Source organism: uncultured Clostridium sp. (assembly GCF_947039605.1).
In the GTDB taxonomy this organism is placed as follows: Bacteria; Bacillota; Clostridia; order Clostridiales; family Clostridiaceae; genus Sarcina.
Genome location: NZ_CAMQZG010000002.1, coordinates 113,908 through 129,221, shown reverse-complemented (window position 1 = coordinate 129,221; position 15,314 = coordinate 113,908). Strand labels below are relative to the sequence as shown.

Annotated in this window: 17 protein-coding genes and 1 riboswitch; of the genes, 1 reads left to right on the top strand and 16 read right to left on the bottom strand. The window is 29.7% G+C overall.

The window, feature by feature from the left end:
* The 3 genes from Q0V24_RS02000 to Q0V24_RS01990 all read right to left on the bottom strand — a co-directional run.
* A partial coding sequence (locus Q0V24_RS02000) for a choice-of-anchor A family protein (RefSeq protein ID WP_297518190.1) occupies positions 1-2,061 on the bottom strand: 2,061 nt, incomplete at its 3' end.
* A 417-nt stretch (positions 2,062-2,478) separates the two neighbouring features.
* A complete protein-coding gene (locus Q0V24_RS01995; protein ID WP_297518202.1) occupies positions 2,479-2,892 on the bottom strand; it encodes an arsenate reductase ArsC in 414 nt (137 codons plus the stop codon).
* Positions 2,893-2,928: 36 nt separating this feature from the next.
* Positions 2,929-3,219, bottom strand: a complete 291-nt coding sequence (locus Q0V24_RS01990) for a Dabb family protein (RefSeq protein ID WP_297518187.1) — start codon at positions 3,217-3,219, stop codon at positions 2,929-2,931.
* 306 nt (positions 3,220-3,525) lie between these two features.
* Between Q0V24_RS01990 and Q0V24_RS01985 the strand changes: the two genes are divergently transcribed.
* On the top strand, positions 3,526-4,455 hold the full coding sequence (locus Q0V24_RS01985; RefSeq protein WP_297518186.1) for a hypothetical protein: 930 nt from the start codon (positions 3,526-3,528) through the stop codon (positions 4,453-4,455).
* A 40-nt stretch (positions 4,456-4,495) separates the two neighbouring features.
* On the opposite strand, the gene ribE is transcribed toward Q0V24_RS01985, so the two are convergent.
* The 13 genes from ribE to thiD form a co-directional block, all read right to left on the bottom strand.
* Positions 4,496-4,957: a 6,7-dimethyl-8-ribityllumazine synthase gene (gene ribE, locus Q0V24_RS01980; protein ID WP_297518184.1), complete on the bottom strand. Its 462-nt coding sequence runs from the start codon at positions 4,955-4,957 to the stop codon at positions 4,496-4,498.
* Positions 4,958-5,007: 50 nt separating this feature from the next.
* Positions 5,008-6,207: a bifunctional 3,4-dihydroxy-2-butanone-4-phosphate synthase/GTP cyclohydrolase II gene (locus Q0V24_RS01975; RefSeq protein ID WP_297518182.1), complete on the bottom strand. Its 1,200-nt coding sequence runs from the start codon at positions 6,205-6,207 to the stop codon at positions 5,008-5,010.
* 9 nt (positions 6,208-6,216) lie between these two features.
* Positions 6,217-6,864: a riboflavin synthase gene (locus tag Q0V24_RS01970; protein ID WP_297518180.1), complete on the bottom strand. Its 648-nt coding sequence runs from the start codon at positions 6,862-6,864 to the stop codon at positions 6,217-6,219.
* Positions 6,865-7,956 carry a bifunctional diaminohydroxyphosphoribosylaminopyrimidine deaminase/5-amino-6-(5-phosphoribosylamino)uracil reductase RibD gene (ribD, locus tag Q0V24_RS01965; protein ID WP_297518178.1) on the bottom strand — a complete coding sequence of 364 codons (1,092 nt, stop codon included), beginning with the start codon at positions 7,954-7,956 and terminating at the stop codon, positions 6,865-6,867.
* A gap of 295 nt (positions 7,957-8,251) precedes the next feature.
* Positions 8,252-8,367: riboswitch (FMN riboswitch) on the bottom strand.
* 75 nt (positions 8,368-8,442) lie between these two features.
* Positions 8,443-9,669, bottom strand: a complete 1,227-nt coding sequence (locus Q0V24_RS01960; protein WP_297518176.1) for a hypothetical protein — start codon at positions 9,667-9,669, stop codon at positions 8,443-8,445.
* 256 nt (positions 9,670-9,925) lie between these two features.
* Positions 9,926-10,174, bottom strand: a complete 249-nt coding sequence (locus Q0V24_RS01955; protein ID WP_297518174.1) for an SdpI family protein — start codon at positions 10,172-10,174, stop codon at positions 9,926-9,928.
* Positions 10,146-10,313: a hypothetical protein gene (locus Q0V24_RS01950; protein ID WP_297518171.1), complete on the bottom strand. Its 168-nt coding sequence runs from the start codon at positions 10,311-10,313 to the stop codon at positions 10,146-10,148. Before Q0V24_RS01950 ends, Q0V24_RS01955 begins: the two co-directional genes overlap by 29 nt.
* A 95-nt stretch (positions 10,314-10,408) precedes the next feature.
* Positions 10,409-11,773: a 23S rRNA (uracil(1939)-C(5))-methyltransferase RlmD gene (gene rlmD, locus Q0V24_RS01945; protein WP_297518168.1), complete on the bottom strand. Its 1,365-nt coding sequence runs from the start codon at positions 11,771-11,773 to the stop codon at positions 10,409-10,411.
* A 23-nt stretch (positions 11,774-11,796) separates the two neighbouring features.
* A complete protein-coding gene (locus tag Q0V24_RS01940; protein ID WP_297518165.1) occupies positions 11,797-12,138 on the bottom strand; it encodes a hypothetical protein in 342 nt (113 codons plus the stop codon).
* A gap of 145 nt (positions 12,139-12,283) precedes the next feature.
* Positions 12,284-12,910: a thiamine phosphate synthase gene (thiE, locus tag Q0V24_RS01935; RefSeq protein WP_297518162.1), complete on the bottom strand. Its 627-nt coding sequence runs from the start codon at positions 12,908-12,910 to the stop codon at positions 12,284-12,286.
* Positions 12,870-13,574 (bottom strand): thiaminase II, encoded by a 705-nt coding sequence (tenA, locus tag Q0V24_RS01930; protein WP_297518159.1) that lies wholly within the window; start codon positions 13,572-13,574, stop codon positions 12,870-12,872. Before tenA ends, thiE begins: the two co-directional genes overlap by 41 nt.
* 4 nt (positions 13,575-13,578) lie before the next feature.
* Complete coding sequence (gene thiM, locus Q0V24_RS01925; protein WP_297518157.1) at positions 13,579-14,361, bottom strand: hydroxyethylthiazole kinase; 783 nt, start codon at positions 14,359-14,361, stop codon at positions 13,579-13,581.
* A 17-nt stretch (positions 14,362-14,378) separates the two neighbouring features.
* Positions 14,379-15,182 (bottom strand): bifunctional hydroxymethylpyrimidine kinase/phosphomethylpyrimidine kinase, encoded by an 804-nt coding sequence (gene thiD / locus Q0V24_RS01920; RefSeq protein WP_297518154.1) that lies wholly within the window; start codon positions 15,180-15,182, stop codon positions 14,379-14,381.
* Between the last annotated feature and the right edge of the window lie 132 nt (positions 15,183-15,314).

Sequence of the window (15,314 nt, the reverse complement as noted above, 5' to 3'; positions counted from 1 at the left end):
TTGTGTATCAGTAAATGGTTTTAATTTTACTGTTGTTGCATTTTTTGCATCAATCACAATTGTTTGTGCTTTTGAATCAACTTCATATCCAGTTGGTGCTGATTTCTCAGTTACTGTGTATGAACCTAATTCTAAATTATTTATCACAAACGCTTCACCTTGTTTAGTCGTAATTGTATTTTTATAATTATTTGGTCCTGTAATATCAAATACTACACCACCTAGTAATTCTGCTTTACCTTTACTATCCATAACAAGTTTTCCATTACTCATAACATTCTTTGAAATTGTTAAACTTCCTAAAATAGACTTTTGATCTTTGAATGAAACTTTAGTAACTGGTATTGGTAATACACCTTGAGTCACTACCCCATCAACTTTTATTGTTTGAGTATCAGGCTTAGATATTGTATATCCTTTTGGTGGTTTTATCTCTTTAATAGTATAAGTTCCAGCTTTTAATAATGAAGTTTCAATAACTCCATCCTTATTAGTTGTATACTCCCCAACTAATTTCCCTGTAGAATCTGTTATAGTAAATTCTGCTCCTGGCAAGAATTTTAAACCATCTTCATTAGTTTTAGTAATTTGAATTTTGCCTATTGAAACATAATTTGAATAGTTTCCTATATTTAAAGCTGATCCCATATAACCTTTACCTGGTATATTAGAAGTATTTTTAGCACTAATAATCATATGATTTGATGAATTATCAACCATAGGAATACTATCACTATTTTCTAATGGTAAAGTTAAATATATAGGATGTTTTAATTTTTGATTTCCTGTAGGTGCTTTATCTTCTACTATTTTATACTGACCATCTTGAAGATTTATAAAATTTATATCCCCAGCTTGTGATGGTGTTCTAGTTTCTAGAAGCTTCCACTCTGGCTTATCTTTTGTTCCTTTATTTATATAAAGACTAAAAGTAAAACCTTGAATTATAGGTGTATTAGCATATTGCCCTATGCTTGTTTTAGTTAATCTGATTCTTCCAGCATTTTTTCCTGTAAAGAAATAATCATGCATTTCAAATCCATATTTTGAGTAAAATGATTTAACAATCATATTACCATCAAGGTCTCCACCTGCATGTCCTTTATCAGGTTGTACCCAATTTGCATTAGGTCCTAGGACAGAACCCTCTACTGAACCATCGGCGCTTACATTTGTAACACTTGGTAAGTTCCACATAAGTCTATTAGGTTCCCCACCACTATGGTGACCATCTAGCCCATTTCCATTTAAGAACCATCCGCATTTAGGAAATTCTACTTTTTTCCCAATTACATTTACTATAATAGCTGCGCCTTTTGGTACATTAAAGTGTATAGTATGAACATCTCCATTTAATTCAGATGCATTAATATTAAATATATTATAAGTAGGATTTGTACCTACAAATTTTAAATCTCCTGAATTTGATGTAACTGTCCCTATACTTCCATCAATATTTTGTGATATATTAGCTGGATTGCTTATTCCTACATTTGATCCTATAGCTCCCTGCGCAGCACTATTTATATTATCTGATAATGCTGTTAAAGTTTTAAACTCTTTATCAAAGTTAACTAACCCTGGATAACTATAAAATTTCTTGTATTTTGAAACATTCCACTTTGCTGAATTAACTTTTCCATTAACTATTGCAAATCCATGAGCTATTGGAGTATTTTTACCAACATAATTTCCACCAACTATTAAACTAGCTGACTTATTTGTATTAAGTGGCAATTCTGCACCAACCCCATTACCTATTAAAGTAACATTTCCTCCAGCCGCAAGCCTTCCTTCTTCATCTGAACCTGTCATAGTAAAATCATTCTTTATAAAAGCATTGAAATTACCTGCTAGACCAAATACAGAATCATTAGTATTTTTTAAAAGTTCAGCTTTACTAATATGGCTATACTGCGAATTAGTAAAACTTTCTGCCGTCTTTCCTGTCCCTCCATCATTACTGACAGTGCTTGCAAAAGCACTTACTGTATTAGTGGTGGAGACAAGCATAACTGCTGATACAAAAATAGCTAAATTTTTCTTTAAGCTATTAATCATTATGCCCCTCCTTATAGTTTGTAAAAACTTAATTCGTTGCATAACACTTCAAACTCACCAATATATATATTTGGCTTATTATGTTATACTATTTACCATAGCTATTGTCAATTTTTTAATTTAATTAAAGATATTTTAATAAATAGGTCTTTTTTAACAAATTATAAATTATAAGTTTATTTTTTCTTAATTTTATAAAGTAAAACTCTTAATTTAAAAGTAATTTTGTAACATATCTTTGCTCCCGTCAATTTATTCACTATTTATTAGTATTTAATTTACATTTAATTAACAATTGATACAAAAAGAATCCTATAGATAACACTCTTTATTTAAGTGTGCAGTCTATAGGATCCATTTTATTCACTACTTGATAATTTCCTTTTTTTAATTCCATTTAATTTTTAAATTAAAATGCTAAAATTTTATATCACCTTTTTTAATTCTCTCTGATAAACTTTTCACTTTTTCTTCTATTATTTTTGCAACTAATTCAAAGTTTTCTTCACTTGAACCACTAGGGTCATCAATACCCCAATCTTCAATATAATTTGCCATAACTAAAGGACAGATAACATTACATCCCATTTTTATAACTATATCAAGTTTTGGAATATCTTCTAAAAGTTTTGACTTTTGAGTTTTATTCATATCTACTGAATACAGTTTTTTTATTACTTTAACTGCATCTTGATTAATTTGTGATCTAAGCTCAGTTCCTGCTGAATAACTTTCAAAAACCTCACTTGCAAATAATTTCCCTAGTGCTTCTGCCATTTGTGATCTACATGAATTATGCACACATATAAATCCTACTTTTGGTTTGTTCATCATTATTATTGTCCCCCTAAAATTTAATTTCCCCTATTATACTAGGTAATCTACTGCTACTCTACTTGTTGCAACACTTTTAATAAATACAGCTACTGCTTTGTGCATTGGATGTACTTGATAAGCATCTAAATCTGCTTGTGTTTTGAATGTTGATACTAATATAACATCATAGTTGGCTTCTATCTCATTTATATCTATTCCAACTTCTATATCTGCTATTTCTTTTATCTCTGATTTTAAAGCTTCTAAGTCTGTTTTTATCTTTAAAGCTGATGCCTCCTTATTCTCTTCTTTTATTTTCCACATTACTATATGTTTAATCATAATTAATTACCACCTCTATTTTATTAACTAAGTATTTTACTTAATTTATTTGAGTTTACTAAATTAATTTTTCACTGTCAAAACTTAATAATTAAATTTCTCGTTTAAATTACCTTTTCTAGCTAATAATATTTCTCTCTTTCCTATATTTTTCAAGCATTTTCTTAATAAGATTCCTATTTTCATTAAATTTAGTAGATACTTTCTATTTTTAAAAATATGTTGCATAAATTACCCTCTTAAAGATAATATTAAATAGAATTAATACTACTTAATTTAAACTAAAGAAACTAAGGAGAAATATTTATGGGTATAGGTAGACTATATAAAGCACAAAAGAATAAAAGAAATGTAACTAAAGGGGCAAAAGAACTTATAACAGTTCAAAAACTTTCAACTAAAACTATCGAGGAAATTAATCATCTTCTTTCTAATATAGATAATGATAAAATTAAATATGATTTATTATCACTTAAAGCTATGATTTCTACTGATTTAAGCTCTGGAGATACTCTTGGAATTAGTAATTATATGTATGGAAGACTTTATAGAACTCATGTTACATCTGAGTATGGAATTGCTAAAAAGAAATATCAGATTAATCTTCTTGAAGAAAAAACATTAATTCCTGAAAATAGAGAACTTGCTACAATTTTTGAGAATTCAAAAGAAATTCTATCACTTAATATAAAGATAGCTAGAAACCTTTTAAGTCTTACACAAGACTATGCTATTACAAATAGAGATTTACTTCCTAGAAATCAAAAAGAATTTGATTTATATAATGCAGAATATGATGCTTATATAACTGATAGACTTAATGATATAAATACTAATTTAGAAACAATAAACTTTGATAACATTGACTCTGCTTTCCTTGCTGAAACTAAGAGTTTTATAAGTGGAAAACTTTCTACTGAGTATCTTTTTGAAAATCTTAATAATATTGATGAATATACTACAAACTTATTCCTTTATGATTTAAGATTAACTAGAACTATCCTTAGTATAAAAACTTTTAAAGAATCTCTTGAGGAAGAAAATGAAGATTTAAATAAATTTGAAGATTTACTTTTAAACTTTAATAGACTTGTTATCATGACAACTCTAAATATCTTCAAAGTTACTAAACCTTTTAATGAGAAATATAAAACTTATCTTGGTGAATTTGACCTTGATGCAAAGGCTGAGTCAGATTTTGAAATCATCAAAGATGTTTTTGATAAAATAAAGTGAAAAAATGAGCTATTCAACTTTGAATAGCTCATTTTCTATATTAAAACTCTGATATTAAATTTGCCATTTCTATTGCTGTTACTGCTGCATCATACCCTTTATTTCCTGCTTTTGTCCCTGCTCTTTCTATAGCTTGTTCTATTGTATCAGTTGTTAAAACTCCAAATATAACTGGTACCTCTGTTTGAAGAGTTACATTCCCTATACCTTTTGAAACTTCTGAACAAACATAATCAAAATGTGGTGTTGAACCTTTTATAACTGCCCCAAGACATATTACTGCATCATACTTTTCACTTTTAGCCATTTTCTTTGCTATAAGTGGAATTTCAAATGCCCCAGGTACATATGCTACGTCAATTTTATCCTCTTCTACTCCATGTCTTTTAAGTCCATCAATTGCCCCACCAAGTAATTTTGATACTATAAACTCATTAAATCTCCCAACTACTATCCCAACTTTTAAATTACTTGCTACTAAATTACCTTCTAATATTCTCATTTATAATTCCCCCTAATATTTTATTTATATATAAATGCCTGTTATTTTAATTAAACAAACATATGTCCCATTTTTTCTTTTTTAGTTTTAAGATAAAACTCATTCTTCTCGTTATGATTCATTTGTATCGGAATTCTTTTTTCTATCACTATTCCATACTCTTCTAATGCCTCTATTTTACTTGGATTATTAGTCATTAAATTAACTTTTTTGATTCCAAGATTTTTTATAATTCCTGCTGCAAATTCATAGCTTCTTGCATCTGCTACAAAACCAAGCTCTAAATTTGCCTCAACTGTATCAAGCCCATCATCTTGAAGTGCATAGGCTTTAAGCTTATTCATAAGACCTATACCTCTCCCTTCTTGCTTCATATATATTAATACTCCACATTCCTCTTCTGCTATTCTTTTCATAGCAGTGTCATACTGCTCTCCACAATCACATCTTTTTGACCCAAGTGCATCACCAGTTAAACACTCTGAATGAACTCTTAAAAGAACTGAATCTTTATTTTTCACATCACCTTTAACTAAAGCTATATATTCTTCACCACTTAATTTATTTTCAAAACCATACAACGTAAAATCACCATATCTAGTTGGCATTTTTATCTCTACAACTCTTTCTACAAGACTTGCAAACTCTTTTTTCTTTCTATACTCAACTAAATCTTTTATAGTTATTATTTTAAGATTATGCTTTTCACAAAAAACTTCTAAATCTGAAAGTCTTGCCATCTGACCATCATCTTTCATAATCTCACATATAACTCCTGCACCTTTAAAACCTGCAAGTTTTGCAAGGTCTACTCCTGCCTCTGTATGTCCATTTCTTGCAATAACTCCATCCTCTTTAGCTACTAGAGGGAACATATGCCCTGGTCTTCTAAAGTCATTTGGATTATCACTCTCTAAAACTTTTTGAATAGTTAAAGCTCTTTCAAAAGCTGATATTCCAGTAGTTGTATCCTTATAATCTATTGAAACTGTAAAAGCTGTTTCATGGTTATCTGTATTATTTGAAACCATAGCACCTATACTTAATCTATCTGCTATTTCTTTCTCTATTGGCATACAAATAAGCCCTTTCCCATAAGTAGCCATAAAGTTTATAGCTTCCCCTGTTACCATATCAGCTGCCATTATAAGGTCACCCTCATTCTCTCTATCCTCATCATCTACAACAACTATGATTTTCCCATTTCTTATATCTTCAATTGCCTCTTCTATACTATTAAACTTCATCATATTTCCCCCTTACATAAATCCATTATTCTTTAGAAAATCTTCACTAATACTACTTTTACTTTCTTTCTTTTTAAGTCCTAAAAGTTTCTCTACATACTTTCCTATAACATCACACTCTAAATTAACTACTCCACCAATCTTATTTTGTAGAAGTGTAGTTTCCTCCCCTGTGTGTGGAATAATAGAAACTTTAAAACATCTATCATCAACATATGCAACTGTAAGGCTTATCCCATCTATACAGATTGAGCCTTTCTCTACAACATACTTTAAAATATCCTTACTAGCATTTATAGTAACCCAAGTTGCATTTTCATCTTTACTATACTTCTCTATAATCCCAACTCCATCTACATGACCACTCACTATATGTCCACCAAATCTTCCATTTGCAATCATAGCTCTCTCTAAATTAACCTTGCTTCCAGACTTTAAACTTGAAAGACTTGTCCTATTCATAGTTTCAGTCATAACATCAGCTTCAAAACTTCCACTATTAAGATTTGTAACAGTAAGACAAACTCCATTAGTTGCAATACTATCTCCAAGCTTTGTATCCTCTAAAACCAACTTTGCACTAATAACTATCGTAGCTGACTTTCCATTAACCTTTATAGAATCTATCCTGCCAAGTTCCTCAACTATCCCTGTAAACATCTATTCACCTCTTTTAAAATATCCCTCTATAACAATGTCACAATCATATTTTCTTGTACTTATACTCTCTAGTTCAAAAGCATCTGCAAGTTTTTCTATACCAAGCCCATCAACTACAGTCTTAGCTTTTCCTCCTATAATTTTAGGTGCTATATAAAACTGAACCTTATCCACTATCCCCTCTTTTATAGCTGAATAAGCAAGTGTAGAACCCCCCTCTAAAAGAACTCCATCAATACCAAGTTCACCAAGCTTTATAACAAGCTCCTCTAAATTAACTTGCCCTCTTTTACTTCTAGTTTCTATCACCCTAAAACCTTTATCTTTAAGTATTTTCTTATATTCATTACTACAAAACTCTGTTGTAGCAATTATTGTATCTTTGCTAAACTCATCATTTAAAACATTAGCCCATCTAGGAATTCTAAGCTTACTATCAACCACTATTCTTATAGGATTTCTCCCACCTTCAAGTCTACAAGTAAGTCTTGGATTATCTGCTATAACAGTATCAACTCCAACCATAATACCCATTAAATAATTTCTAAGACCTTGAACTTCCTCCCTTGACTTCTCACTACTTATCCACATAGACTCACCATGTTTTGTAGCAATCTTTCCATCAAGTGACATAGCAGACTTATACAAAACAAAGGGCTTTTTAGTACTTATATACTTTCTAAAAACTTCTTGTTGCCACCTACATTCATCCTCTAAAACTCCAACCATGACCTCAATCCCTGCTAGTCTAAGCTTTGCAACTCCCTTGCCAGCAACCAAAGGATTGGGATCAAGTGCTCCAATATAAACCTTTGAAATTCCCATCTCTATAATCTTATCTGCGCAAGGTGGTGTCTTTCCATAATGCGAGCAAGGCTCTAAAGTTACATACATCTCTGCTCCATCACAGCTTTCAGTTAAACTATTAAAAGCATTAACCTCTGCATGACCCTCTCCACAAACCTCGTGATATCCACTACCAATAACCTCATCATTCTTTACAATCACAGCCCCAACAAGTGGATTAGGATTAACTCTCCCCTTTCCTTTCTCTGCAAATTCAATAGCTAAACTCATAAACTTTTCATTCAAAATAATCATCTCCAAAAAATTACTTTAAACCAATAAATCTTAAAATAAAAAGCCCAAAGATATTACTCTTCAGGCTTTTAAAAATTTCTATACTAAATAGACTAAGCTATTAAAATACAAAATTAAATAAATATAAAAAGGTATAGTTCTCCTACATCAAATTAGTTTTAAATACAAAAAAGCTCTAGAATGAAAACATTCCAGAGCGTAATAAACAAAACTAAATATAGGTATAATAACCCTATGAATGTGAATATCACAAACAAAAGCTATCATATAACCTTACTTATATTATTTCTATCTTCTTTCATCCAGACTTTACTGTCGGCTTTGGAATTTCACCAAATCATGCACAAACGGCTCGTGGGCTTTACCACCGGTAGGGAATTACACCCTGCCCTGAAGATTTATTAAGTTATGATATGATGATATTACAACTTACTTATATTGTCAATATTTAATTTCATATTCACTTTCAAATCTTTACTATTGAGACTTTTGATTTTGATTGTTTTCACTTATAATTTTTAAAACTTCCTCTAGAACCTCTAAATTAGTTAGTTCATTTGCTTTTTTTTGAGCTATTACATATTGATTATATTCTTCTTTCTCTTTCATTATCTTTGTATTTAATTTAGGCATAGATTTCTTTATGACTATTGGTGTAATAAAGTATATAACAAATACTCCTATAAATAATACAAAGCTTATAATCCTCAAAATCTTTCTAGTTTTAGTTCTTTTTTTAGCCTTACTATCAAATTCTGCTTCACAATTATTTCTCTGTACTATTTTAGTTAATCTATCCTCAAATTCTCGTCTTCCTAATAAATTAAACTTACTATTTGCAACTGATATTAATTTATATCCTCTTTTATGTTTATAATACACCTTGTATATATAACCATCTTGAACAAATTTAACAATAGTTTCTAAATTATATTTCACTTCTTTTTTTAATTTTTTTGAATCAATCCTAATTTTCAAAAACTTCTCATCTACACTAAGATAATAATTAAACCTTGGATCTAACTTTCTAATATTAAAACTTTTTTTACTTTTGAATGTCAGTACCCATACACCAAATGCAAATAACCCTATAAAAATATATTTAAAAATATAATCTACAGTTATACTAGAACCATATATCATTTTATTCAAGCTAAATTGTATACTCACCAAACTCATAACAATTAACATTGTTCCCAATGTGTAAAAACCTATATACCCACTTCTATAGCTCAGCCCTATTCCATTTTCTTGAATAAAATATTCTTCTGATTTTATACACCTTTGCTCATAAATATCATTCTCATCATATTTTATATCATCATTCATTTTCATTTCTTCTTGAATTTTCATATTCTCAACTTTATAATTTTCTAAATCTAAAAGTAATTTATCTTTAAATTCTTCATCCTTTAATACTCGCTCTGGAATATATATATTCATATATTCTAAGAACTTTATTATTAAAACCCCATTATAAATATTATAATCTAGCAAACTACTATATTTATTCAATACATCTAAATCTTTAACATAAATCCCTTCATCTTGAAACTCTATATCAAAATCAGTATATTCTCTTAATACCTTTCTCCAAAATTTTTCAACCTTTCTTTTTTCACCTTTTTTTAATTCAAATTCATTAGTCCGAGATTCTATTATCTCGTCTATTTCAAATGAACTCAAAATATATTTTAACTTCAAACACTCCACCCCTTATTCTTCTTTTGTTTAATATTAACTATTTGTATACCCAAATTACAAAGGAATTTATTCACCTTGTATAACTGTCTTTTTTAAAAAAGTATGAAAATCTATTATAAAATTTCATACTTCATTAACCCCAATTAATTTTTTTCAATTTTACCTTTAAATTCTTTTCTTAACTTGAGTTCCATAATAACAAAATACATAGGAAGTATCACCATCCAAATATTCATGCATATTAAATTAATACCTTCTACCTCTCTATCTGCAATACTACAATTATCACAAATGAAATTTCAGCACATTGTATCATTATTCTTGGTCCTAACCTCTGTGCAAAGCCCCAAATTTCTATTGATTTTTTTGCATACGGAGTACAATAACCTACTCCCGAATTATATTTAGAAAGTCTTTTTCCACTTGCCTTTGTAAATACCAACAGTATAATTGGTATTAAAAAAACACTTATTGCCTCACATATAAATAATATTAACTCTCTCATAATCCCCCCTTATATATGCTTCTATAACTTGATATCCATCTAAATCTTTATATTTAAATTTTGTTATTTTTTCTAAAAGTTCTTTTTTAAAAGTATTTTTCGCATAATTTATGATTCTATTATAGTCTTCTTCACCCATAAAAACTACTCCATATCACTATCTATTTTACTAATATTGTAACTTATTTTTCTTATAAAAAAAAGATAGCACCCAAACTGATGCTATCTTTCTAACTAAAACTCTCTTACTTTGTTAAGCTTAACAATAGTCTCAACGTGTGGAGTATGTGGGAACATATCCATAAGTAAAGTTTTCTCTATTTCATATCCACCCATTTCAAGTGATGCTAAGTCATCTACTAATGTCTTAGGATTACATGAAACATAGATAATTTGTTTTGCTTTAAATTTGATTACATACTCCATAGCTTTTGGGTGAACTCCACTTCTTGGTGGGTCAAGAATTATGATATCTGGGTTTCCAGTCATAGTCTTTATAACCTCTGCTACATCTCCAGCTATGAAAGTACAGTTATCAAGTCCATTAAGTTTAGCATTTTCATTAGCAGCAACTACTGCCTCTTCTATAAGCTCAACTCCAGTAACTTTTGATGCTTTCCCTGCTGCAATTTGACCAATAGTACCTGTTCCACAGTAAAGGTCAAATACTTCTTTATTATCAGCATCACCCATAAAATCTCTTACAAGGCTATAAAGCTTTTCAGCCCCTAGTGAGTTTGTTTGGAAGAATGCTAATGGATAAATTTTAAACTTTAAGCCTAAAAGTTCTTCTGTGATATAATCCTCACCAAATAAAATATTAACTTTATCTGATGAAACTGTATCTGATAATGAATCATTCTCTGTATGTAGTACTGATTTAAGAACACCATCAAATTCTAATCCTTGGATTATCTTTGTATACTCTGTTAAATCAAACTCTACTTGAGTTGTAGTAACAAGGTTAACCATTATTTCGCCTGTTATTTGAGCTTTTCTTACAACAAGGTGTCTTAGGAATCCTGTTCTTGCCATAACTCTATAATATGAAAGTCCTGCCTTTCTAAAGTATTCAAGAGTAGCTCTTGAAATTTTAGCAAAATCATCATCAGTTAAGCAACACTCTGCTATATTAACTATTCCAAATCTTTTACCAACCATATGCATTCCAAGATTTAAATCTCCACCTTTTGATTCATCACCAAATGAATATTCCATCTTGTTTCTGTAATGATTGATTGTTGGACTGCCTTCTATACCAAGGAACTCACCTGTACTTCTATTAGCTTCTGTGAAAAGTTTTTTAACTTCATCAGTTTTAAATTCTAACTGCTTTTCATAAGGGATAACCTGTTGCAGACATCCACCTGAAATACCATAATGGTCACATGTTGGCTCTATTTCATAAGGAGCTCTTTCAACAACTTCTCTAACCTTTATTTCCACATAATCTTTTCTTTTTTTACTTACAGTTCCTGAAACTTTTTGTCCTGGAAATGTATTTTTAGCATAAACCTTTAAACCATCAACCATGGCAAAACCTTTTGCTGGGAAGTCTATATCTTCAATAGTAATTTCTACTTGTTTACCTTTTTTCATTCTTTCACCTCTAAATGCATGTCTTATCTAAATAATCTATTTCCAAATGTTGCTCTAAATCTTGTTCCTTGCATAATTAATGGATATATTATGTTAGCTGCTACATAAAGTATAAAGAATACTGGTACTCTATCTACTATATAATAACCTAATAACTTATAAATTCCATCCATAATTAATAATGCTATAAGTGATGAACCAATTACGATACATTGGTCTATAACTCCAGTCATTAATCTTGAGAAAAATCCTTTTACAGGCTCTTTTGAGACCTTAATTTCTGTTTTTTCTACCATAGTTCCTTTGTCTGTTTCTAAAATCTTTTCTATCTCTACTTCTTTGTTTTCTTGATTATTGTTTTCCATATTCTGACCCTCCCTTTTTCAACTTAGAAATGTCATTTTATTAGTATACTATATGAAATTATCCATGTAAACTAAGCGACGTAATAAGCATAAAATATCAGCTAAGGTAAAAACCCTAGCTGAATAACTTATCTATTATTTTACCTTAATTTACACTATTAAGCCACTCTTTGCACTTAGAAAAAATATTTTCATTCCCTAAAATATCCGATATTACTGCATATCCTGTAATATCTATATGCTTTATCATCTCCAAATTAGATAATTTTATCCCACCTATAGCAACTATTGGGATATACTCTACCCTTTTTACTATCTCTTCTAAAAGTTCTATCCCAACATCTTTTGCATCTTTTTTTGTACTAGTTGGAAATACTGCACCAACACCTATATAATCTGCACCATTCTTTTTTGCTTCCTTTGCAAGTTCTACAGTATTTGTTGAAACTCCTATAATCATATTATCGCCAACAAGTTTTCTAACATCACTTAAAGGAATATCACTTTGTCCCACATGCACCCCATCTGCATCACATAAAATTGCAATATCGACTCTATCATTTATTATAAGCAATGCTTCATACTTATCTGTAATTTCTCTAAGCTTTTTAGCTTTTTCTAAAAATTCTTTTCCACAAAGATTTTTCTCTCTAAGCTGAATGCATTTAACACCTGCTTTTAAAGCTTCTTCTATCTCAAAATAAAAATCTCTATCTTTTAAAATATCAGAATCAGTTACAAGATATAATTTCATTTTCTCTAAGTAATTCATCTTTATTAACCTCCCCATATGCCATATCCCAGAATTTCATTTCATATATACTACAATTCACAAAAATATTTATAAGATTTAACTTGTCCTCTTCTGAAATATCATTACAAAGTTTATTAGTATAATCTATCCACTTATCAGTAAACTCTGTAAATCCTGCATCACCATATAATTCAATCCACTCTTTATATGGATTCCCATTTATCTTATCACTATGATTCTCTATAATATATTTACCTATAAAATTATAGCTCCAAGTACAAGGAAGAATTGCTGCTGCTATCTCTTTAATTCCATCTTTACTAGCAATAGCATTCATATAAGATGTATAACTTGTATTATCAAGATATTCTTTCATCTTTTCTACATCTTCTATCTTATAACCATTCTCTTTTAAAATTCTAATATGAAGCTCATTTTCATCCTCCATAGTTCCCTTTACAGAATTATAAAAGAACTTCATTTCCTCCATAGTTTCAGCTTTTACTACTCCCATAGCAAAAACTTTTGCATACTCTTTTAAATATAAATAATCCTGAACTAAATATCTCTCAAACTTCTCTTTTTCTAAACTCCCATCTATAATTCCTTGTATAAATGGATGCTCTATATATCCCATCCAAATTTCTTTTGATCCTTCAAATAATCTATCTGTAAAATTCATTTTATTACATCCCTTCAATCCTTACAGAATTTTTTATTTTAGATTCTGTAAGTAAATATATTTCATCCATTAATGCAACTTTAAAACTTCCTATACCTTGATTTTTTTCATCTGCAAGTTCTCCTGAAAGTGACATAGTTAAAATCCCCATAGTAGTAGCCTCTAAATCATTTTCACAAGCCCCAAGATAAGATGCTATAAGACTAGCACTCATACAGCCTGTCCCACTAACACATTTAAGTTTTGTAGTTCCATTACTTATTTTAATAACTCTTTCTCCATCAGTAATATAATCATCCTTACCTGTAATGGCTAAAATAGTATTAAGTTTTTTACTTAATTTTTTAATCTCTTCTATATTAATATCATTATCTAAAGAATCTACACCTTGCCCCCTCGACTCCATTCCTCCAATAGCTTTTATCTCTGCAAGATTCCCCTTAATAACAGTAAAATTATTAATTTCTAAAAGTTCTTTTACATATGCAAATCTTTTAGGACTGGCAAAAACTCCTACAGGGTCTAAAACAATTTTCTTATTATAAATCTTTGCAAACCTTGCCACCTCTTTAAAGACTTTCTCTGATTCTCTATTTATAGTTCCTATATTTATAACAATACTACTCGCTATTTTAACTATATCCTCAACATCCTCTAAGTATGATGACATTATAGGACTAGCCCCTATAGCAAGAGTAACATTTGCACAATCATTTATTGTAACTTCATTAGTAAACTGAACTACTAAAGGTGTTTTATTTTTAACTTCACTAATTAAACTAAACATATTATATCTCCCCTTACTTATTTAAACTTAACATTGTAAAAATGATGCACTGGTCCTATCCCATTTCCTATATCAAAACTATTTGCAATTGCCTCTGTAATATAAATCTTAGCATTTTTAATAGCCTCTTTTATATCTTGTCCCTTAGCTAAATTAGAACAAATAGTAGCTGATAATGTACAGCCTGTCCCATGAGTATTTTTTCTATCAAGTCTTTTAGCTGGGAAGTATTCTTCTACTCCCTCACCAATTAATAAATCTATTGAATCACCCTCAAGATGTCCACCCTTAACTAACACATACTTTGCTCCAAGTTTTAATATCTTCTCTCCCGCAACTTTCATATCTTCTAAAGTTTCAATCTTCATATCTGTAAGTTCCTCTGCCTCTGGCACATTTGGAGTTATCACATATGCAAGTGGAACTAAATATTCTTTTAAAGCCTTTTTAGCCTCTGGCTTTAAAAGAGAAAAACCACTTTTTGAAATCATAACTGGGTCAACAACTAAATTTTTAACCTTATAAAATTCTAAACTTCTAGCAATTTCTTTTATGATAACCTCACTAGAAACCATTCCTATCTTTGTAGCCTCTGGTACTATATCCTCAAATATTGATTTTATTTGTGATTTAATCATTTCAACATCTATTTCTGCAACATCAAAAACTCCCATAGTATTTTGAGCTGTAATTGCAGTTATAACACTCATTCCATAAGTTTTATTAGCACTAAAACTTTTTAAATCTGCCTGTATTCCTGCCCCACCAGAGCAATCAGAACCTGCTATTGTAAGTGTTGGTATTTTGTAAGTATCTATCATTTTTACACACTCCCCTAAATATTAAATTAGCTATGCCATTTAATTATCTTTTAATTTTATATAAAAAAAACACTATCCTAATTAAAGGATAGTGTTAAACTTAACAATAGAAATTATAACTATGTTGAAAGT